At 38.3% G+C, this 24,153-nt stretch carries 11 protein-coding genes; 7 read left to right on the forward strand and 4 right to left on the reverse strand.

All coding sequences use genetic code 11. From position 1 onward, the window contains the following. Nucleotides 1-3 precede the first annotated feature (3 nt). Entirely contained in the window at nucleotides 4-4,041 is a 4,038-nt protein-coding gene (locus QWZ01_RS07825; RefSeq protein WP_290322746.1) for a non-ribosomal peptide synthetase, read from the reverse strand. A 237-nt stretch (nucleotides 4,042-4,278) separates the two neighbouring features. Then, nucleotides 4,279-5,190 (reverse strand): glycosyltransferase family 2 protein, encoded by a 912-nt coding sequence (locus tag QWZ01_RS07830; protein ID WP_290322747.1) that lies wholly within the window; start codon nucleotides 5,188-5,190, stop codon nucleotides 4,279-4,281. Nucleotides 5,191-5,592: 402 nt separating this feature from the next. On the opposite strand from QWZ01_RS07830, the gene QWZ01_RS07835 reads away from it, so the two are divergent. Then, nucleotides 5,593-8,052, forward strand: a complete 2,460-nt coding sequence (locus tag QWZ01_RS07835) for a hypothetical protein (protein ID WP_290322748.1) — start codon at nucleotides 5,593-5,595, stop codon at nucleotides 8,050-8,052. 197 nt (nucleotides 8,053-8,249) lie between these two features. Next, the gene (locus QWZ01_RS07840) at nucleotides 8,250-9,737 is read left to right on the forward strand and encodes an O-antigen ligase family protein (protein WP_290322749.1); all 1,488 of its coding nucleotides are present in this window, start codon (nucleotides 8,250-8,252) and stop codon (nucleotides 9,735-9,737) included. Nucleotides 9,738-9,851: 114 nt separating this feature from the next. Here the strand turns inward: QWZ01_RS07840 and QWZ01_RS07845 are convergent, their stop codons facing one another. After that, the gene (locus QWZ01_RS07845) at nucleotides 9,852-10,895 is read right to left on the reverse strand and encodes an acyltransferase family protein (protein WP_290322750.1); all 1,044 of its coding nucleotides are present in this window, start codon (nucleotides 10,893-10,895) and stop codon (nucleotides 9,852-9,854) included. 217 nt (nucleotides 10,896-11,112) lie between these two features. On the opposite strand from QWZ01_RS07845, the gene QWZ01_RS07850 reads away from it, so the two are divergent. The 4 genes from QWZ01_RS07850 (at nucleotide 11,113) to QWZ01_RS07865 (ending at nucleotide 20,933) form a co-directional block, all read left to right on the forward strand. After that, nucleotides 11,113-11,952, forward strand: a complete 840-nt coding sequence (locus QWZ01_RS07850) for a sialate O-acetylesterase (RefSeq protein ID WP_290322751.1) — start codon at nucleotides 11,113-11,115, stop codon at nucleotides 11,950-11,952. Between the two features lie 186 nt (nucleotides 11,953-12,138). Next, nucleotides 12,139-13,314, forward strand: a complete 1,176-nt coding sequence (locus tag QWZ01_RS07855; protein WP_290322752.1) for a glycosyltransferase family 2 protein — start codon at nucleotides 12,139-12,141, stop codon at nucleotides 13,312-13,314. 187 nt (nucleotides 13,315-13,501) lie between these two features. Beyond that, nucleotides 13,502-20,149 (forward strand): polyketide synthase, encoded by a 6,648-nt coding sequence (locus QWZ01_RS07860; RefSeq protein WP_290322753.1) that lies wholly within the window; start codon nucleotides 13,502-13,504, stop codon nucleotides 20,147-20,149. After that, on the forward strand, nucleotides 20,142-20,933 hold the full coding sequence (locus tag QWZ01_RS07865; RefSeq protein WP_290322754.1) for a 4'-phosphopantetheinyl transferase family protein: 792 nt from the start codon (nucleotides 20,142-20,144) through the stop codon (nucleotides 20,931-20,933). Before QWZ01_RS07860 ends, QWZ01_RS07865 begins: the two co-directional genes overlap by 8 nt. Here QWZ01_RS07865 and QWZ01_RS07870 read toward each other — a convergent pair. Beyond that, the gene (locus QWZ01_RS07870) at nucleotides 20,916-21,641 is read right to left on the reverse strand and encodes a glycosyltransferase family 2 protein (protein WP_290322755.1); all 726 of its coding nucleotides are present in this window, start codon (nucleotides 21,639-21,641) and stop codon (nucleotides 20,916-20,918) included. The genes QWZ01_RS07865 and QWZ01_RS07870 overlap by 18 nt on opposite strands. Before the next feature lie 114 nt (nucleotides 21,642-21,755). Between QWZ01_RS07870 and pbpC the strand changes: the two genes are divergently transcribed. After that, the gene (gene pbpC, locus QWZ01_RS07875) at nucleotides 21,756-24,116 is read left to right on the forward strand and encodes a penicillin-binding protein 1C (RefSeq protein ID WP_290322756.1); all 2,361 of its coding nucleotides are present in this window, start codon (nucleotides 21,756-21,758) and stop codon (nucleotides 24,114-24,116) included. Nucleotides 24,117-24,153 lie beyond the last annotated feature (37 nt).

Below are 24,153 nucleotides of genomic sequence, written 5' to 3' on the forward strand. Positions count from 1 at the left end.
TGATTACTTTTTTCCGGTTTCATTAAGTACTTCTTGTAAAATACTTGCAAATTTCACCGCGTTTTCCGGCAAAAATATAGAACCATGATCTCCGGGTATATTATGAATATTTACACCTTTTTCAGCATAAGGCTTCCATCCTAAGTATTTAAAATCGCCAAGGTAAAATGTCCTTTCCTCAGCCCTGAACAGATCTATCTCTATATCAAGTGGCTTAATCTTATAATCTTCCCATGCTTTGTTATTCAACTGATCTATTTTATTAGGATAACCATAAAATCCGGGTTGCTCTGCCCCATCCTTCGATTTAAAGAACCAGGAAAGGTTAGTCATTGATCTTTTAAATAGGGTGCTTAAGTGTTCACGGGTTTGTTTGAACTTAACAAAAAGTTGTATTGTTATATAAATCACTTGTTTCAACAACAATAATATTCTTCCAGGAATTTTAATAAACCAGGGGTAATATTTATCAGATTGGTAGGCATAAGTATCAAACATTGCTAACATGGTAACCTCTTTATTCACGGCTCTTAACTGGCGCGCCATCTCGAAAGCAATAATCCCGCCAAATGAATAACCTGCAAGAGCGTAGGGTCCGTGGGGATTTTGTTCCATGATATTGGCAATATAATGGGCCGCAATATCCTCAATTTTGTCAAGTGGGGTATCTATACCATTAAGGCCTTTTGCCTGCAAACCGTATATGGGCTGTTCATTATCAATATTTATAGCAAGGGCGTTAAACAACAACACGTGCAGTCCTGCGCCATGTACTATATACAACGGTATTTTTGATCCGTTGGGTTTAATAGGCACTAAAGAGTCCCAAAGTATCGAATGCCCATCCATTCCCAGTGTCAATGCCAGTTTTTCTATGGTTGAGTTTTCAAAAAGAGCAGCAAGCGGTAATATTTTTCCTGTTGCCTTTTCTATCTTGGTCATGATTTGAATGGCAATTAATGAATGCCCTCCCAACTTGAAAAAATTGTCGTTTATGCTGATCTTTTCAATGCCTAAAAATTCCGACCAAATATCTGCTACTAATTTTTCGATATCTGTTCTCGGCGGAATGTAAGCTTTGGGTGCTAATGCCGATTTTGTTGATACTTTAGCTAAACCTTTTTTGTCTATCTTACCATTGGGTGTAAGTGGTATATCATCAACAATTGCAAATTCAACCGGGATCATATGGTCTGGCAATACAAGCGTTAAGGAATAGCGTAAGGAATCTAACCATTTCGACTCATCAAAATGATCAGTATTTTTTTCAATCACGATATATCCAACCAATTGATCTGATTGCGACTGATCTTTCCTGGCTATAACAACCGACTGTTTAACACCATTAAATTCGGTGATATGATGTTCTATTTCCGCAGTCTCGATCCGGAACCCACGAATTTTAATTTGTGAGTCTATACGACCTTCATACTGCAATTCACCATCATAGTCAAACTTACCCAAATCTCCGGTGCGGTACATTTTACCCTTGCCATCAATACTGAACGGATCGGTTACAAACTTTTCGTCAGTTAATTCGGGCTTGTTATAATAACCAGCAGAAACACCATCTCCACCAATACATATCTCTCCCACTTTACCCGGTGCACACAGCCTCAAATATTTATCAACTATATATATTGAAGTATTTGCGATAGGACGCCCAATGCTGATATTTTTTTCTTCTCCGGTAATCTGGCTCAAGGTTGACCACACAGTTGTTTCAGTTGGCCCATAAACATTCCAAAGAGAAGTTGTGCGTTCAATGATTTTTTTTGACAAGTCAAGTGGTAAGGACTCACCACCGCAAATCACCTTCAGGTTCAATTTATCCCTCCAGCCCGTTTCAATCATCATTCGCCAGGTAAAAGGCGTGGCTTGCATTACGGTTATTTGCTGCTCTTTTATTAAACTCAATAATGCCCTGCCATCCTTTGCAGTTTCGGCATCAGCAATTACTACCGTAGCGCCGGTTATAAGTGGTAAAAAAAGCTCCAGCCCGGCAATATCAAAACTTATAGTGGTAACTGCCAGCAATTTATCATCAGCACTTAAACCTGGCTTTTCAAGCATACTGTATAAAAAGTTTACCAAATTATAATGAGCTATTTGCACTCCTTTTGGTAAGCCTGTTGAGCCCGAAGTATAGATGATGTAAACTAAATCAGTAGGATTTACCTTTGCTAAATTTATAGGTTCAGAGTCTGTTTCAAGACCAGCTAATATCTCTTCCAGGATCAACTCCTCACTTTCTGCCTGAAAATATCCTTTATATTGCTCGGAGGTTATCAGGAAAACTGATTGAGAATCAGAGATCATGTAGGTAACACGATTAAGCGGATAGTTAGGATCGACAGGAACGTATACCCCTCCTGCCTTTATAATACCTAACAATGCTATAACCATATTGGCAGACCGGTTTACGGCAAGCGCCACCTTATCGCCTTTTTTTAAACCTTTTTTAATTAGTAAACCCGCCAGCTGATCAGACTTTTTGTTCATTACAGCATAGCTAATTTCCTCATCGCCAAACTTTAAAGCCGTTTTATCCGCAACTTCATTTGCCTTATTACTTATAATTTCATGCAGTGACCTCTGCTTTGGATAATTACTTTGCGTATTGTTCCAGGCTGCTATCTGCCGGTGAATTTCTTCATTGTTCCTGAACTGAATCTTCCCAATTAAAATTTCAGGGGTACTTGTTACCTGAGATAACAAATATTCAAATTCGGCCATCATTTTTTTAATTGTTGCCGAACTGAAAAGTTGGGTATTATATGACCACTCAAACTTTATTGCCCCGATGGTATCAGTTATATTCAGAAAAATCTCGAAGGTTTCGTATTCACGAGGGCTGGTAACAATTTTAAAATCAAGGTCTTCAAAATTAACTCCAGTACCCATACCGCTGTCAATATTCAATACAACGGGAACCAAAGGTACCCGTGAAGAATCTCTCGGCAGATCAAGTTTTTTTAATAAACTTCCAAACGTACACATCTGATGCTCATAAGCATCAAGCATAGCTGTTTGCCGGGTTTTAAGGTAACTAACAAATGAACTTTCGCCTTTGGGATAACTTCTTAAGGGAAGCAGGTTAACGCAATGCCCTACCAGATTATAATTATCATCAACCAACTGACCGGCAGCTGGCAAGCCTATAATGATTTCATCCTGACCGGTTACCTGCTGCATATAAACCTCAAAAGTTGCAAATAAAATGGTTACAAAACTGCAACCTGTTTTTTTGCTAAGGTTTCTTAACGGCCCCTCAAGTTCACCTTTTAGTACAAAATCCTCTCTTTTGCTTTTATATGTACGCAGAGCCGGCCTAACATAACCAGTTGGCAGGTTCATCAAAAAATCGCTCCCTACAAATTGCTTTATCCAATACTGCTCTGCCAGGTTACTTTCAATTATCTTGGATGTTGTAAACTGTGTGGCAGCATATTTACTAAATAGTGATCCGGGGATGTTGGAATGGTTGCCTTTCCCAATATTCCGATTATATAAAAAGCTTAAATCCTGAATTAAAACCCCTATTGACCATCCATCGCAAATAATGTGGTGAGCAGTTATGGTTAGGTAATGTTTGTAATCGCTTAACTTAAATAACGATAATTTAAATAACGGCCCCGCAATTAAATCAAATGGGGCTAAGGCAACACTTTCGCAATACTGATCAATATAATGTTGCTGACCCTGAGTATTCTGGCCAGAAATATCCTGATAATTAACATTTGCATTTAAGAATTCAGTGATACAAATACTTTTACCATCAGGACTAAATGTAGAACGAAGTGCGTCATGTAAATTAACCAGCTGTTGCAATGAATCCAGCATGGCGTTTAAATTTAAATCCCCCGTCAATAACAATGATACTGAATCGTTATATGCACGATTTGCATCATTGCCACCAATTACACAGGAAGACCATATTTCAGCCTGAGGTTCGGTAACAGGAGCGATTAACGATATTTCAGGACCGTTAAACGGATTAAAATCAATTGGTGTTATAAGGTTTTCCAGATTGCGGCTCAAATTATTATGATTATGTTTAGTAATAACGGATAACTTTGTTAACCATTGATACGTTTAATTTTGCAATAAGTTATCTTTCCGGATGAGTGAATAAAATATGGTAAATGATAACTCAATTTCACTCTTAATTTGATAAAAAGCAGATATTAATACATAGTTTGATGTCAATTATTAGTACAACTCAAAAATAATAATTTAACGAATATATAATCAATTTATCAGGATTGCGTAATTAAATCAAAAATCGATTCCTAAATTTGAACTAACACGTGAATTTTTAAAGTTCCAGGCAATTCCCTTGTATACCCAGATGATCAGATCTTTTCGGCCCGATTTTATATACTTAAGAACCTGTTTTGGAACGGCAAACAAAAGATAGTAAAGTGTGAACAGTGCATTATTAGCAAATGATGTATTCCTCCTTATGAACAACATTCTATTTCGTGTCATGAAATAAGTTTTGATTTTACTTACCTTACCTACACTTATTGATTCTTTATGATATATCTTGGTTTTACCTGTAAACCAGGCTATTTTACCTGCACGCTTAAACTTTTCACACCAATCGTATTCTTCGTAATATAAAAAGTAGTTCTCTTCCATCGTACCAACCGTATCAAGGTCTGATTTTCTGCACATCATTGCAGCCCCATGAAAATAATAAGTAGGCTGGCTTACATTATCGTACTGACCAACATTTTTATCCATACTTCCAACACCACTGTTGCGGCAAGTGATGTAATTCATTTTTGTAAACCCTGCATATTGAATAATGTCTGGCTGCTCATAATATAATATCAAAGGCGAGATCATTCCGATATTATTATTCAATTTCAACTCATTACTCAGTTCGTGCAGCAGGTTATCACTTATTTCTGTGTCGTTATTCAAAAAAAGTAAAAAATCGCCTTTAGCTTGTTTAATACCTAAATTATTCCCTCCGGCAAAGCCCAGATTTTCTTCAGATCGAATATAAATCAGACCCGGATACTCTTCTATAAATTTAAGTTTATGATCTTCCTTACTGCCATTATCAACTAATATAACTTCTACATTGTCATAATTAGCATTGCTTTTTATCGACTTAAGGAACTGCACGGTAACCTCAGGCTGGTTGTAGTTAACGCTGATAATTGAAATAAGGTCCATTAAATGAAGAAGTTATTTATTTATGAGTAATATTCAAAATACACCTTTGCAAATGCAAAGCTGAATTATCAAAGTAAATAAAAATACAAGACAACCAATGAAGAAATTCTAATCATCTTATTCAAATTAATAATAAAGCCCGATTAAGGAAAAACTATAAAAGGCATTTACCTGTCACATTTATACACAAAAACAGGTCAATGATAATATTTAATTGTGTTTTGTTATAATAACTTTTCGCTTAGCCCGTTTTCACTTGCAAAAAAAAGCAACAAACTACGTGATTTATTGACACTTTACTACTTAAATAGCAATAAAATAGTTAAAATTTATAAATAATCATTTTATTTGCAACATAAGTAAGTTATAACACGTATAGCAATTTACTTTGTAATAACCCCTATGAAATTATCACTAACCCTAATTAGTGCTTTCTTTTTTGCAGTGCTCCTAAGTTCATGCAAAAAAGAAGCAAACGTTAATGCCACACCTGGCACAGATTCTACAAATTCTCCATCGTCGGGCGCCAATTCAACTTCAGCTGCAACAGCCGCACCAATACCCGTAGGCAAGGGCACTGGTAGTTTATTAATTGATGGAGCTACACTCGGCTTGAAATGTAATGATGTAATTAAGGTTAAGGGAGGTACCTACTCAAGTATCAATATTCAGAATATTAATGCGGGCTGCCCCATCACTATCCAAAACGATGGTTTGGTTACCATGCAGGGCAGTCAGGATCACATGCAGATTAAAAATGTAAGTAACCTTACCATTACAGGTACAGGTACCACCGGCATTGCCAAAGGGTTTGTGTCTACCAATAACGCTCAGCACAGGTCAATTATCATTAATGGTTCCGTTCATGATTTAACTATTCAAAACTTCTCCTTCTCCAATATTGGCGATTATGTAGTTTACATAAACAACGGAAGTACCGTTTACAATGGCAGCGCATCTTCATATAGTGATAATTTGAAATTTTTGAACATCGACTGTTCCAATACACAATCATTCATCCAGGCACCGGGCGATGTTGTTAACGGACAAATAACCGGCTTAATAAAAAATCTCGAGGTTGCATACCTTACCTTCATGTATTCAAACTGCGGTTCGGTAGTAAATGTAGGCGATGCTGACGATTATAACATTCACCACAATACAGTTACCAATATTAATCAAACTAATAATAATCATAATGGTGTTTTTGCCATGCAGGGAAGTGGTGCATTTCACCATAATCTTGTTAGGGAATTCCAGGGTAACTCCTTAAGAGCCTGGACACGCACCTTGGGTACCACACCTAAATCGGTGCTTATTTACAATAACACTGTAGTAAACTCCAGAAAATACTCGGCATTTGAAGTGCAGGCCTTTGCCAGCAAGATAGCCAGCGGAAAAACAACTTATGCCAACGCACAAGTTTATGGTAACATTTGTGGAAATTTAAGCCTTAACAAAGAAATTGTTGGTGTTGTGGTAGATGTGTACGCATTATTAGGCGGTAAGTCTCAAGTATACAGCAATACAGCTTTCAACTTCCCGGCTCCATTTCCTACCAGTAAATTTGTGAGCATCCAGTCGTCCGAAGCACTTCCGACAGTTACCAACAATACCTATTTTGCTACTGCACAGGCGGCTGGTATAGCTGATGTCAACAATTTAAAAATACAAACTACAACTACATCACCTACCGGCCCAATAACTCCACCGGTATCCACACCTCCACCAACATCAGGCTTGAACGTGGGCACGGGCAACGGTAATTTATTGATTGATGGCGCAACCCTGGGTTTAAAATGTAACGATGTGATTAAAGTTAAGGGTGGTACTTACTCAAGTATCAACATCCAGAATATTAACGCTGGCTGCCCTATCGTTATCCAAAACGATGGTTTGGTTACTATGCAAGGTAGTCAGGATCATATGCAGATTAAAAATGTAAGTAACCTTACCATTACCGGTACAGGTACCGCCAGCATTGCCAAAGGATTTGTATCTACCAATAACACTCAGCACAGGTCAATTACCATTAATGGTTCTGTTCATGACTTAACCTTTCAAAACTTCTCTTTCTCTAATATTGGCGATTATGTGGTTTATATAAACAACGGAAGTACCGTTTACAATGGCAGCACAACCTCATATAGTGATAATTTGAAGTTTTTGAATATTGACTGTTCAAATACGCAGTCATTTATCGAGGCACCGGGTGATGTTGTTAACGGACAGATTACTGGCTTGATAAAAAACCTTGAGGTTGCATACCTCAATTTCAGTTATTCAAATTGCGGCTCTGTAGTAAATGTGGGCGATGCTGACGATTATAACATCCATCATAATACAGTTACCAATATTAATCAAACCAACAATAACCATAATGGTGTTTTTGCTATGCAGGGTAGCGGGTCGTTTCACCACAACCTGGTTAGGGATTTTCAAGGAAATTCAATCAGGGCCTGGACACGAAGCTTGGGCACCACACCAAAAACTGTACTCATTTATAATAACACTGTAGTAAACTCAAGAAAATATTCGGCATTTGAGGTGCAAGCATTTGCCAGCAAAATAGCGAGTGGAAAAACAACTTATGCCAACGCTCAGGTTTATAACAACATCTGCGGAAACCTGGATCTGGGTAAAGAATTTGTTGGTGTTGTTGTAGATGTATATGCACTATTGGGTGGTAAGTGTCAGGTATATAACAATATAGGCTTTAATTTCCCGGCACCATATACTACCAGCAAAATTGTTAGTATTCAATCAGCCGAAGCACCACCGGTACTTACCAATAATACATATTTTGCTACCTCACAGGCTGCAGGTATTGCCGATGTTGAAAGCTTAAAAATACAGCAATAACAATTGATTTATGGCATAAGGTCTTTGCACTGAAAAAATATTAACCAGGTATTTATACCTAAGTCATAAAACAACCATAAGTTTAATTTTGTAATTTTACGATCTTAAGTTTGCACTTACTTATAACTGTTCAATCATTACATTTTAATAAATGAGCTGTAGCAGTTATAAGTATTTAACATCTAATATATTCTGAAGTGTTAAAAAAAAGTTATTCCTTAAAATCGGTTATTATATTAATAACTATACTTATCTGCTTAGGTATAGCTCTGTTTGTAAAGCAATTAGGTATTTTTTTACCAATCATTATTATAGCCTTAACCGGGTATATTGCCGTGCAGATCGCCGTGATCAAAAATCCCAAAATAGCCGTATGGTTAATGGTTTTTTATTGTTTCACCTTTATAGTTCTGGATCGTGAAATTGGAGGAATACCTTACGGAACTTTACAGGAGGGTATTTTATTACTTGGCTGGTTAACCGTTTTATTTAAAGCAAAGGATTATGATTGGAAACTGCTTAAAAACGACCTGGTATATCTGCTAACCTTTTGGTTTATTATAAGTTTCCTGGAAGTTGCCAACCCCGCAGGAGCCAGCCCTATGGGGTGGATGCAGGAAATACGAGCTGCAGCGGTATACCCTTTTCTTTTAGTACCGCTTTCCATACTTTTATTCAGGCGTGGTAAGGATATGAATACTTTTATTTTCCTAATACTTGCTTTGTCTTTATTTGCTTCCATCAATGGTTTAAGGCAGCTTTACGGTGGGTTGACGCCTGGCGAAAGAGCTTTTTTGGCTACAAATCCTACCCACATGATATGGGGAAAGCTAAGAGTGTTTTCTATTTACAGCGATGCAGGGCAGTTTGGTGCCTCTCAGGCACATTTAGGCTTAGTAGCACTAATCTTAGCCTTTGGACCTTACAAACTCTGGAAAAGATTATTATTAGGAGTAGCCGCTCTTTTTATGATTTACGGAATGATGATTTCAGGAACACGCGGAGCATTATTCGCGCTTGTAATTGGAGGCTTTCTGGCTATACTTTTAAGTAAAAAGTTTAAAGTTGTTATTATTGGCGGCATAGTTATGTGCGCATTTTTAGGTTTTTTAAAATTCACCACTATTGGTAACAACAACTATCAGATATTAAGACTGCGATCTGCAGTTGATAGTAAGGATCCTTCATTGAATGTACGCTTAACCAGCCAGAAAATTTTACGCGATTATTTAAGTACCCGCCCACTCGGAGGTGGTTTAGGTGTTATAGGTGTATGGGGCGAAATTTATAATAAAGATAAATTTCTTGCGGCCATACAGCCCGATAGCTATTGGGTTAAGGTTTGGGCTATGTATGGTATTGTAGGCTTTGTTATTTGGTTTGGCATCATGATGTATATACTCGGAAAGTGTTGTGGTATAGCATGGCAATTACAAGATAAAGGACTTCAGGTTAAAGTTATTGCATTAACCGCCGGTTATGCAGGTATTCTATTTTGTAGTTATGCCAATGAGGTAATTAACACAGCTCCCTCCTCTTATGTGGTATATATATCCTGGGTATTTATTTATTTAAGCCCTAAACTGGATAAAGAGATAGCAAAACGAAATAAAAAGCCAGAACTGGCTATATCAGAAGCAAATAACGAAGAGACTATCCAGAAATTGCCCGGCATCGCTATATAATTATACCTCTTCTATTAATTGAGCCGGTGTATGATCATACCCGTGTAAATCATGTATCAGACACACATATAAGCTTAAATCATTCGCTTTTTTAGAAGAGAAAATCTACATATATCAAAGTGGCAATACTTTATATAATTTGTTAATGAGTTTTTGGGTAACCAGTGATATGAGATAAGTAAAGCAGAATAAAATCACACAGCTGATTATATTAAAATCATATCCAAACTTTTTACAGCCCAAAATAGCAATGCTCATGAAACAAAAATGTAAAAGGTAGAACTGAAATGAGAGATCGCCAATTTTTAAGAAGAACTGATTTACAAATTTGATATTGACCCTGTAAATAACAACCGCCAAACCCAGATAACCCACTAAAGCGGGCAGATCGTCAAGCATTTTACCAACTACTCCTAACTGAGTTGCCAAAGTAAAAAACAATATCAAACCCAATATAGTTAAGCCTGAAAGTACTCCCCAGCTTATATTTTCAAATCTGAAGCCGCGATAGATGTACTGATTGGCAACAAACATTCCCAGCACAAACTCCCATAAAAATTGCAGAAAAAAGCTATTCCAAACCCTTAAGTCGGCTTTACCTAACAGCAAAACCGTTGTACTCCAGCTAATACTTATTGCAAAGGCAATAAATGCAAGTTTTTTTATATTGATCTTCCGTTCAAGTCTTATAATTAACGGGAACACTAAATAGAGCTGTATTATGGTTGAAACAAACCAAAATTGATAGCCATAACTGCCAATTATAGATTCATCAAACATTTTATAAAGCAGGATATGCCCCATTAAAGCGTACAATGAAAGCGGATAAATAGGTATAAATATGGAGATAATAAATATCAATAACACAGTTAACGTTACCGGGATATAAATCTTCAAAAACCGCTTTTTTACGAATTGCCAGTAAGGCAATGCCTTTTTGCTATTTGCCAGGTAAAGGCCAAAGCCAGATACAAAAAGAAACACATGAATACCTGTACCGCCAAAAGCTATAAGCTTTGCTATAACACGTGGAAGTGAAACATTCATAAGATAATGCATCCACACAATCGTAAAAATTGAAAATCCCTTTAAAAAATCTATTAGTTCAATTTTTTTTATCGATTGTGCTTTATTTTCTTGAACGGTTATTATATCCATTTAAACCTTTATTAATTATTGCAGATTAGCTTTTTATAAATAAGAAAACTTATCTGCAAAACGTTTTTTTCAAACTCTCCTTAGTTGCAAAAATGTGTGGTCGAATATAAAAAAATAACAAATCTGATTTAAGCAATATGCCATTTAAAAATATAATCTATTTTTACCAATTATGGCGTTATTATTGCCAATATACCACTGCATCACTAAAAAATGAATGAAAACATTTAAATATTTATTCTTTCTCGTCATAGGCATAACAATAGGTATAGTTGCAAATCGTAATCGGGAATACCTTATTAATGCACAATTCATCAGAAACCACTGGCATTTCAGAAAGCCTGTTGATGATAAGAATAAAATAATAAATTCAGACAAAGTGATGTTCCTATTGGCCTTTGGCCAGTCTAATTCAGCTAATTATGGCATGGGAAACTATGTATGCAAAAATGAGGTCTACAATTACTACAAAGGAGAATTATACAAAGCGCAGGAACCCCTATTAGGCCCCGAAGGACCAGGAAGTAGCGTATGGACAAGGGTTGCAGACATGTTAATTGACAGCGGTATTTACAAAAAGGTAATTATTGTGGGGTGTGGAATTGGTTCCACACCTGTCAACAGTTGGGCAGAGGGAAGCAGCAAAAAGGTGCTGGAAAAAACACTTGACTATTTAAAAAAAGATAATTTAAAACTAACCCATATATTATGGGAACAAGGCGAAACCGATAATGCCAACAATACCACTAAAACTCAGTATAAAAAGGATCTGAAAAATGTAATAAGTATTGTAAGGCAAACACAGCCATCAGCCCCATTCTTTGTTTCTATTACCAGTTATTTCCCTTATGGTGAAGAGAAAAACATTCTCGGCATAGATACCGACATTACCCAGGCACAATTGGAAGTTATTAAAGAGGGTAATAATATTAAGCAAGGACCAAATACCGATTCTTTAAATTTATGTTATTACAGATATAACGACCTTCACTTCACCGAGCACGGGTTAGATAAATTGGCTTACAAATGGTTTAAACAAATTAAGGCAAATCAGTAATTCAGGAAAATAACTAAATTTTAATGTTATTATTCAACATTTACCACCTATCTGACGTAAAAGTATTAGGCTAATTAATCACTATTTACACGATAAATAACCTTTGCATATTGAACACTTATCAATAATCGCAAACGTAAGTCTATGAATTTTATAATACCTATAGCACTTAATCAAATCTACTGAATGAAACTAATTTTATGGCTTAGCCTTTTTATTGTTTTTTACACCTACGCCGGTTACGGTTTGTTTCTCTATTTTTTAATTAAGTTAAAGAGGGTTTTTAAGGGCCGGAAATCAATACCCGAAGAAAATACAAATACATTACCAACCTGCACACTAGTTGTGGCCGCCTATAATGAAGAATTGTTTATAACTGAGAAAATAAGCAATACGTTAAAACTGAATTATCCGGCCGAAAAATTAAGTATTCTTTTTATAACAGATGGCTCATCTGATAGCACTCCTGCTATTATAGAGAAATATCCGCAAATTAAATTATTGCATCAGCCTCAGCGGGCGGGCAAAATAGCCGCCATTCATAGGGCTATGGAATATGTTAATACAGATGTTATTGTTTTTACCGATGCCAATACTTTCCTTAATCAAAATGCGCTGATAAAAATATGCCGGCATTATGCCGACAACACAGTTGGCGCGGTTGCCGGCGAAAAACGGGTGCATTTTGATGAAACTGCAGATGCAAGCGCTGCCGGTGAAGGCTTTTACTGGAAATACGAATCAACACTTAAAAAATGGGATTCGGAGCTTTATTCGGTTGTTGGCGCCGCAGGTGAATTATTCAGTGTCAGGCGATCTTTATATCAACCTGTTGCATCAGATACCGTGCTTGATGATTTTATGATCTCTATGCTTATTGCAAAAAAGGGATATCGTATTGTATATGAGCCGGAGGCTTATGCTACAGAAACTGCATCGGAAAATGTAACTGAAGAGTTAAAAAGAAAAATCAGGATCGCAGCTGGTGGAATACAATCAATTTTACGCCTAAAAAGCTTATTTAACCCGTTCGCTTATCCTGTTCTTTCTTTTCAATACATTAGCCATCGAGTTTTACGGTGGACCATCACACCCTTTTTACTGATTCTTTCTTTTATTCTGAACATCGTTCTGGCTTTACAACCTGCATCAACCGGTTATCAATTATTGCTTGTAGCACAAGTATTGTTTTATATATTAGCCATATTAGGTTTTATTATGGAGAGCAGGCAATTACGTGTTAAAATACTGTTTATTCCATACTATTTCTGTGTAATGAATTATGCGGTATTAGCTGGCATAATCAGGTATTTTTCTACTAAACAAAGTGCAGTATGGGAAAAAGTTGAGCGTAAAAAATAATTGAAATTATTTTTTTACTTTTTTGATATATCATTGTTATTTATTTTTTATTGATCTATGCTCATATATTGAATTAATTTATTTGTTACATTAACATTATCCTGAGTTACTTTAAAGTTCCTGCATCAACTTTAAAAAGTCCTGAAAACAGGGGCTGGCTACAGATAATAAATCTTGTCAAAAACCAATGAACAACAATAATAGCAACGTAGCTTCTGAATATATTGAGCGCCCCGTTTCGGTACATCAATTATTTGAGCTGCAAGCGAACAAAACACCAGATACACTTGCTGTTAAATACGGTAATATACAATTAACCTATAGCCAGCTTAATCAAAAAGCAAATGCTATAGCTGCTCAGATTCTGAAGCAATCGCCCAAATCAGCTATTGTAGGCGTAAACACATATCGCTGCGTTGAAACTATAATTAGTGTATTAGCCATACTTAAAGCGGGAAAGGCATATTTACCGCTCGACCCTGAATATCCAAAAGAAAGACTCGAACAGATCATAACAGATTCGGGTATCGACCTTTGCTTGACTACTGGAGAACAGGCTACCTTTTTTGAAGAATTGCCTGTTAATGTTTTATTAAGTGATCAGGAATATCCCGATAGCTTTGCTCCTTCTAATATAGAAAAGCCTGCAGGTGCCTACGTTTTATATACATCTGGCTCAACCGGCACACCTAAAGGCGTACTCATGGGGCATGCTGCTTTAGTAAACCTGTTGTTATGGCAACAAGCAAATTCCATTTCCACAACAGGAATTAGCACCTTACAATTTGCTCCACTTACTTTTGATGTATCTTTTCAGGAGATCTTTGCTACGTTAACTACCGGCGGAACTTTAGTGCTCATCCATGAAGACTTAAGGATAGACCCGCTTAAACTATTGCAGTATATCGACGAACATGCTATAAACAGAATATTTTTACCGTTTGTGGTACTTCAATATTTAACTGAGGCTGCAAACGCGAACAATTATATTCCAGCTTGCCTGCAAGAGGTAATGACAGCCGGAGAACAGTTGAAAGTAACGCCACAGATCAGTTCCTTTTTTAAGGCTCTGCCTGGTTCCGTTTTATATAACCAGTATGGCCCTACTGAAACGCATGTTGTAACACAGCTAAAATTAGATGGCGATGCATTACAATGGCCTTCACTACCTTCAATAGGTATACCTGTTTACGATACAGAGATTCTGATTCTTGACGAGAACCTCAATAAGTTACCCCTTGGGGAAATCGGTGAGCTTTGTGTAGCAGGAATAAGCCTTGCTGAGGGCTATTTGAATAAACCTGATCTTACCTCCGAAAAATTCACCAACTACCGTCAGGATGCAACAAGCAAAGTGGAACGTATCTACCGTACAGGCGATTTGGCTCGTTACCTGCCCAATGGTAATATTGAATATTTAGGCCGGAGGGATACACAAGTAAAAATCCGTGGCAACCGGGTAGAACTTGGCGAAATTGAGGTGCTACTAAATCAGCTTGAAAACATTCAGCAAGCTGTAGTTATTGCCCGCGAAGATGCTTCTGGGCAAAAGAGATTATTAGCTTATCTTGTTGCTAACGGTAATCAGCAAAATACGGATAAGGTTCGCCTGCATCTAGAGCAACACCTCCCCGACTTTATGCTGCCATCAGCATATGTATGGCTTATGGAATTACCCAAAACCACAAGTGGTAAAGTTGACCGCAAGGCGCTCCCCCAACCAAGCCTTCAGCGTCCGGATTTTGATGTATTGTACAAAGCGCCATCAAACCCGGTTCAGGTTAACATCACTAATGTATTAAACGAACTTTTACAGATAGATAAAATAGGTATTGATGATGATTTTTTTAAGCTTGGTGGTAATTCGCTCCTTGCCTTAAAAACTGTTGCGGAGCTAAAGCAAAAATATAATTACCAATTGCCGGTTACTAAACTTTATCAATACCCTACTGTAAGTGGTATGGCTTCTTTTCTGAGCAATGATCAAAAAGTTAGTCTAAAGCCATCTGTCCGGAAAAAGAATGACCATAACACTAACCGCGATGTAGCTATTATAGGTATGGCAGGGCGTTTTCCCGGTGCCAATACAATTGATGAATTTTGGCAATTATTAAGCGAAGGGCGTGAAACTACCAGCTTTTTCAGCGATGAAGAAATAGATGAAAACATTCCTGACAGTATAAAAAATGACCCTGCATATGTAAAAGCAAGGGGTATTATTGATAAGGCAGATGAATTTGATGCTGAGTTCTTTGGTTTTAATCCAAGAGCTGCCGAGCTCATGGATCCGCAGCAGCGTATTTTCTTAGAGTTGGCTTGGGAAGTATTGGAAAAAACAGGTCATCTGCCTCAGCACTACAGCGGACTTGTAGGTGTTTTTGCCGGATGCGGTTATAATACCTATTATAATAACAATGTTTTAACTAACCCTGAGCTTGTTGAACGCACCGGACATTTCCAGGTTCGGTTACTTAACGAAAAAGATTATATAGCTACGCGCACAGCTTATCAATTAAACCTTGAGGGACCGGCAGTAGCAGTTTACGCTGCCTGTTCAACATCACTTTTGGCTGTAGCGCAGGCAGTAAGCAGTATTCGCGATGGCCAATGCACTGTAGCCATTGCCGGAGCAGCTTCAATCACATCGCCTGTAAATAGCGGGCACTTGTATGAAGAAGGCTCAATCATGAGCAGCGACGGGCATTGCCGTCCATTTGATTCATCAGCAACCGGCACTGTGTTTAGTGATGGTGCAGGTGTAGTTTTATTAAAAAATCTGGATGATGCTAAACGCGATAACGATATTATCTATGGTATAATAAAAGGCATTGGGGTAAATAACGATGGCGCAGGTAAAAGCAGTTTTGGCGGACCGAGCGCTATTGGCCAGGCTGGTGCTATAGCGATGGCTATAAATGATGCTGGTATAGAATCGTCAAGCATAAGCTATGTAGAGGCACACGGCACTGCCACTCCTATTGGTGATCCAATAGAAATAGAGGGCTTAAATCTTGCTTTTGGCGAACAGAAACAAAAACAGTTTTGTGCCATTGGTTCAGTAAAAAGTAATATGGGGCATCTTACTGCGGCCTCTGGCGTGGCCGGGCTTATTAAAACGCTTCTTGCACTACGCTACAAACAGATTCCGCCTTCGTTATTTTACAAAGAGATCAATCCTAACATAAACATTACGGATAGCCCATTTTATGTAAATGCACAATTAAAGGAATGGGATAGTGAAACTAAAAGACGTGCAGGGATAAGCTCTTTTGGCGTTGGGGGTACCAATGTACATGTAGTTGTGGAAGAATTTGAATCTGCACCTGTAGCTGAAAGCCTTGATAAGCCGCTAAAATTGATCAGCTGGTCTGCAAAAACAGAAAGCAGCTTGAATAATTATGCTAAAAAGCTTTCAGATTATATAACACAGCACCCCAACATCAATTTGAATGATGTTGCTTATACTTTACAAAACACACGGGCTGATTTTAACTTCCGCAAATTCATCATAGCAAAGGATAGTGACGACTTATTAGCTAAGCTAAATTCAGCAGATAATGATGCATCGACATCAAAAAACATTAACGCAAAGGCCAATGGTGTCATATTTATATTTCCAGGGCAGGGTTCACAATATCCTGAAATGGGCAGAAACCTTTATCAAACCGAGCCGGTATTCGCCAACGCTGTAAATGAATGTGTAAGCTTATTAAAAGGAACTATACATAAAGATCTTCTTGATGTAATGTATCCGGCTACACCTGATGAGCAAGCCGCTGAAAATATTAAACAAACCATAAATGCCCAGCCTGCCATATTTATTGTGGAGTACGCGATGGCCAAATTATGGATTAGTAAAGGCATTGAACCTGAGATCTTGACCGGGCACAGTGTAGGCGAATTTGTAGCCGCACATTTAGCCGGAATATTCAGCTTGCAAGATGTGTTAACCATCATATCAGAAAGAGCAAGATTAGTTAATAGCACCACTCCCGGGAAAATGCTATCAGTAAGGTTAGAGGAAGATCAGCTACAGGAGATTTTGATCGATGGTTTATCTATCGCCGCTGTTAACAGTAAAAAGCTATGCGTTGTTGCTGGCCCTACCGAATTAATTGAGCAATTTTCCGATATATTGTCTGAAAGGGGTATTCCTGGTCGCTTATTAGCAACAAGCCATGCCTTCCATTCATCTATGATGGATGATATCGTTCCAGTGTTTGAGTCGGTAATAAGATCTGTTAAACTCAATCCTCCGGTAAAGCCTATTGTATCAACAGTAACAGGAAATTGGATGAGCGCGAATGAAGCCACTGACCCAGCTTATTGGTCGCACCATTTGAGAAAAACCGTACGTTTTGCCAATGCGCTCGACACTTTAATAGAAGACACAGACCGAATTTTCCTGGAAACAGGACCTGGTACTACATTAGCCACATTGGCCAGGCAACATTACGCTGGTAAATCTGTTGCTATAATACCGGGATTTGAAAAAAATGCAACCTTTAACGAAGACTATTCCGTACTAAAAGCGTTAGGGCAATTATGGCTAAATGGCGCCGAACCAAACTGGAAAATAATTTATGATAATCAAAACAGGCAAAGGATAGATCTGCCTGCGTATGCTTTTGATCATAAAAGTTACTGGTTGAAGCCAGCAATAAAAATTAATATTACTGAGACCGCCTCAGATGCTTATATACAACAACACGAAACAACAATACCGCAAACTATACAGATGAGAAAAGATATTTTAATAAATAAACTAAAAGAAATATTTGAAGATGCTGCCGGCATTGAAATTGATGCTGCCCACACCGGCCTGAATTTTATCGAAATCGGCTTTGACTCATTGTCACTAACCCAAATAGCTACCAACCTTAAAAAAACATTTAATATACCCATAACCTTCAGAAAGTTATTTGAAGAATACAATAGCTTGCAATTATTGGCCGCTTATCTTGATGCCAGCCTGCCTGCTGACGAATTTAAACCTAAGGTTATTGCTCCGGCACCTGTTGCAGCCGCACAGCAACCAGCATTTACCGTTCAGGTTCCGGTTATTGGCAATAATGCTAATAATAGCAATAACGATCTTGTTATAGGGTTAATATCACAACAATTACAATTATTAAGCAGCCAGCTTGCGCTTATACAAAATGGGAATAGCTTGCCTGCAGCTACAATTCAAAATAACATTATCCCTAATGCAGTAGCAACGACTGAAAAACCAAAGAAAATAGAATTTGAACTCACTTCGGAAGAAGCAATTGAGATCAAAAAGCCTTTTGGAGCAACAGCCCGTATTGAAAAACAAACGCTGGAGCTTGATAAAAAGCAATCGGATTTTTTAAACGATTTAACCCGCAGATATAACGAAAAAACCAAGGGTAGTAAAGCGCAAACCCAAAAAGATCGTTCGTATATGGCCGATCCGAGGGTGGTTAGTGGATTCAGGCCTTTAACTAAAGAAGTAGTATACCCGCTTGTAGTTAACCGTTCAAAAGGCAGCCATGTATGGGATATTGACGGCAACGAATATATTGACGCCTTGAATGGTTTCGGCTCAAATTTTTTGGGATATCAAACAGATTACCTAAAAAAAGCTGTTTTGGAACAGGTAGAAAAAGGCTACGAAATTGGCCCGCAACATGAATTAGCCGGCGAGGTTTGCAAGTTAATTACGGAGTTCACCAATTTTGATAGGGCGGCACTTTGTAATACAGGATCAGAAGCTGTTTTAGGAGCTATGCGGATAGCTCGTACGGTTACAGGACGCTCACTTATTGTGGCATTCAGCGGTTCATATCACGGCATTAATGATGAGGTTATTGTTCGTGGTACCAAAAAGTTAAAAACCGTACCTGCTGCACCTGGTATTATGCCAGAAGTAGTTCAGAACATGCTGATACTGGATTATGGTACCGAAGAATCACTTCAAATAATTGCAGAAAGAGCACATGAGCTGGCAGCAGTGTTGGTTGAGCCGGTTCAAAGCCGTCGACCTGAATTTCAACCAGTTGCATTCCTGAAAAAGGTACGTGAGATAACTCAAAAATCAGAAACAGTGCTCATATTTGACGAAGTTATTTCTGGTTTCCGCATGCATCCGGGCGGCGCACAGGCATTATTCGGTATCAAGGCTGATTTGGGCACTTATGGAAAAGTAATTGGCGGAGGCATGCCTATTGGCGCTATTGCAGGTATCAGCAAATATATGGATGCCCTGGATGGTGGTAACTGGCAGTTTGGTGATGATTCTTCGCCCGAAGCAGGTGTTACATACTTTGCTGGAACATTTGTGCGCCATCCATTAGCACTTGCTGCTGGTAAAGCATCCTTATTATATATGAAAGAGAAAGGGCCAGCTCTGCAGGAAGGCTTAAATGCACGCACTCAACGTCTTGCTGATTCGCTCAATGCTATTTGCGAACAGTATGGATTACCTTTATACGTCCCTTCATTCGGTTCATTATGGAAAATAAAATTCAAGTATGAACTGGCCTATGGTGAGTTACTATTTACGCTAATGCGTTTAAAAGGTATTCATATATGGGATCTGTTCCCTTGTTTCTTAACGGCAGCACATACCGATGAAGAGGTAGATCAAATCATCAGTAAATTTGAAGAAAGCGTTGTTGAACTGATAAAATCGGGTTTCATGCCATCTGAAAAAAAGGAACCGGTTGTTAACGTTAATGTGCCTGAAGCTGGCTTAAACATTAACCCTCCGGTTGCGGGAGCTAAATTAGGTAGAGACAAAGACGGGAACCCCGGCTGGTTTATTCAGGACGATAAAAATCCAGGAAAATATTTACAGGTAAAACATGCTTGAAAGTTATCAAATAGTTGATCATACAGGTTCAATCGAAGTTAACATTCGGTTTCAGGATGCTATTAACTGGCAGAATGAAGCCGAATGCGATTTCAACCTTAATGATCAACGTATTGATATCTGGAGAATTAAAATCAGCCCCAACCTTTCATCCCTTGATCAGTTTTTCAAGTTGCTAAAGCCTGATGAAATGATAAGGGCGCGTGGCTATGTTCAAAAAAAGGATGCCAACAGATTTGTGATAAGCCGGGGTGCACTACGATGGATATTAGGCAAATACACCGATCAATCCCCTTGCGATGTTAAGTTTGTGATAAGTAAAAATAAGAAGCCCGCTATATTTCAACAAAACATCAAATATAATGTATCACACTCAGGCGATTGGATATTAATCGCTATATCAACTAATGAAATTGGAATTGATACTGAGGAAGTTGATCCGATGTTTAGATATAAAGAAATACTTGGTGATAATTTTAACAAAAACGAGATAGACTATATTGCCCACGAAGATTCTGTGAACAGCTTTTTTTTGCTTTGGACGCGTAAAGAGGCTTTAATAAAAGGAACCGGCCAGGGCCTGGATGATAAACTGAAATATATCCCCTGCTTAAATGGCGAACACCTAACCAATCAAAATGTACTTACATCCTTAAGCAATTGGTTAGTGAACAGCTTTAACGTTGATGATCAAAATATAGCCAGCGTGGCAACCGAGGCGACAGCGAGAGTAATCAAATATTGGGATATCAACTTTCAAGATCTTTTATCTTGCCTTAAATAATCCATATTTAAGGATACAAAATATAGCTCGTACGCCATCCTTCCACCCTATCTTTTTACCCTCTTCATAGGTACGGCCGTAATAAGAAATACCAACTTCATATATCCTGATCCTTGGTATCCTGGAAATTTTTATAGTGACTTCCGGCTCAAAGCCAAAACGCCTCTCGGTAAGTTTTATACCCTGAATAATTTTGGTATTGAATAATTTATAACAAGTTTCCATATCAGTAAGGTTCAGATTGGAAAACATATTTGATGCAAACGTTAACCAGCGATTACCTATAGTATGCCAGAAAAACAAAATACGGTGCGGGTTGCTCCCCATAAATCTTGAACCGTATACTACATCGGCAAAACCTGTAATTACCGGTTTTAATAGGTCATTATATTCTGCCGGGTCATATTCCAGGTCGGCATCCTGAATAATGAGGTATTCTCCGGTAGCCTTTGATATACCTGTATGCAATGCTGCTCCTTTACCTTTATTTACTTCGTGTTTAAAATACTGTATATTAAGTTCGGGATTGGCATGCTGATAAGCTGTAATAGCAAACTCTGTATTATCTTTTGAGCAATCATTTACAATGATGATCTCTTTTTGAATATCATTTGTAAGGTTTACGTATTTAATTTTATCTAAAATTAAATGTATGGTGTTACCTTCGTTATAAGCAGGGATAATGATAGATAATTTTTTTATTGTCATTTATTGATTCTTATAAAACCATACAGCTTTTGCATATTAATACTATATGGAGTTTATTATATCTTTATTGGAAATATATTAATGCAAACCTTAACAAAACGTGGGAAAAGTTACTTGATCAAACCAAAAGTAATACTTATTCTCACATTCCTGCTTGTTTTAACCCTGTTGTTTTGGTTTTGTTTGCCTAAACCCTTATTTAAAAGCCCAACCTCTTATGTTATTGACGATGAAAGCGGGCAATTATTAGGAGCAGCCATAGCCAAAGATGGTCAGTGGCGTTTCCCTTATAATGATACTGTACCTGAGAAGTTTAAACAATGTATTGTTACGTTTGAGGATAAACGCTTTGAACACCACCCTGGTTTTGATATACTGGCCTTTAGCCGGGCCATCAGGCAAAACATGCTATCAAAAAAAGTAACCAGTGGCGGTAGTACAATTACAATGCAGGTTATACGCCTTGCAACCAGGCATAAGCGAACTATCTGGAATAAATTACTCGAGATAGTAATGGCCCTTCGTTTAGAGCTTACCTATAGTAAGAATGAAATATTGGCTTTTTATGCCAGCAATGCGCCCTTTGGCACCAATGTAATTGGCCTTGATGCGGCTTCATGGAGATATTTTGGGCGCAGTCCTGATAAGTTATCATGGGGAGAAATGGCAGCGATGGCGGTACTGCCTAACTCCCCTTCATTAGTACATCCGGGGCGAAATAGAAATATATTATTAAAAAAGCGCAACTTATTACTTTATCGTTTACAGCAGCGGGGTGTTATTGATAGTGCGACCGCTGCTTTGGCCAGTCTGGAACGCGTACCAGATAGGCCAGTGGCATTGCCCCAACTGGCTCCTCACCTGCTGCAACGTTTTAAAAATGATCATCAGGCTCATCCTATTGGCGATACACGTATTCGCACAAGCATTAATGCTATCTTACAACAACAAGTAAATGATATAATTGAACAACACCACCAGGTTTTAAAGGCTAATGATATCAATAATATTGCGGCTATTGTATTAGATGTAGAAACCGGGGCAACGCTGGCTTATGCAGGTAATGTGTCGCACCGGGAAGATCCTCAAATGGAGAGCGACGTTGACGTTATTAATGCCCCAAGGAGCCCGGGAAGTACATTAAAGCCTTTATTATATGCATCTATGCTGCACAATGGCTTAATATTACCTAATAGCCTGCTTCCTGATGTACCCACAATAATAGCTGGTTACCATCCCGAGAATTTTGATTTGGGTTATGATGGCGCCGTACCGGCATCAAGAGCTTTGTCACGCTCATTAAATGTACCTGCAGTTAAAATGCTGCAGCAATTCAAATACGAAAAGTTCTATGATTTTTTGCAAAAAGCGGGTGTAACTACCCTTACCAAACCAGCCGATCATTACGGCTTATCGCTCATTTTGGGTGGTGGTGAAAATACATTATGGGAATTGAGCGGTGCCTATGCCGATATGGCGCGCGTTCTTAATCATTACAATAAATACAAAGGCTGTTATAATCCTGCCGATTATCATAATCCCGTTTACAGCATTTCCCCAAACACAGTTAAACCAGATCTTGAACGTTCTGGATTGTTAGATGCTGCATCCATATATTACACCTTTCAGGCTATGGAAGAAGTAATGCGGCCTGGCGAAGAAATGCTTTGGCAGCAATTCAGCTCTACCCAGCGGGTGGCCTGGAAAACAGGTACAAGTTTTGGTTTTCGCGATGGTTGGGCTATAGGCATCACTCCTAAATATGTGGTTGGGGTTTGGGTTGGTAACACCGATGGTGAAGGTAGGCCAGGCCTTACCGGTATCAATACAGCTGCCCCTGCCTTGTTCGAGATATTCAGATTGTTACCCGTTTCACGCTCTTGGTTTGAAATGCCAACCGGCGAGATGGTCAAAATAAAAGTATGCCACCAAAGCGGTTATCGTGCCGGGCAATATTGCAATGATACCGAAGAAACATGGGTTCCAAAAGCAGGCTTAAAAGCGCCTGTTTGTCCTTATCATCAACTCATCCACCTATCGGCCGATGGTAAGTACCAGGTAAATGGCAACTGCGAATCTCCGGATAATATGGTTAACAAAACGTGGTTTGTTTTGCCGCCATCAATGGAATATTACTATAAAGCCCGCAACTATCAGTATCATGTTTTGCCGCCGTTCCGCGCAGATTGCGGGCAGGCAGAAAACAGCAATGCCATGGAAGTGATATATCCTAAAGATGGAGCTAAGATCTATGTTCCGTTAGAAGCCGATGGTAGCCGGGGCAGAATGATCTGTAATGCAGCACACCGGGTACCGGGAATGAAAATATTCTGGCATCTTGATGATCAATATGTTGGCACAACGCAGGATTTTCATCAAATGGCGTTAAATCCGCCACCCGGCAAGCATATACTTACATTGGTTGATGGCATAGGAAACACGATCAACATTGGCTTTGAAATATTGAGTAAATGATCGAAAGGTTTCTATGGCTTAATTTCAATAAATCACA

The sequence above is a fragment of the Mucilaginibacter aquaedulcis genome (genome assembly GCF_030409325.1).
In the GTDB taxonomy this organism is placed as follows: Bacteria; Bacteroidota; Bacteroidia; order Sphingobacteriales; family Sphingobacteriaceae; genus Mucilaginibacter; species Mucilaginibacter aquaedulcis.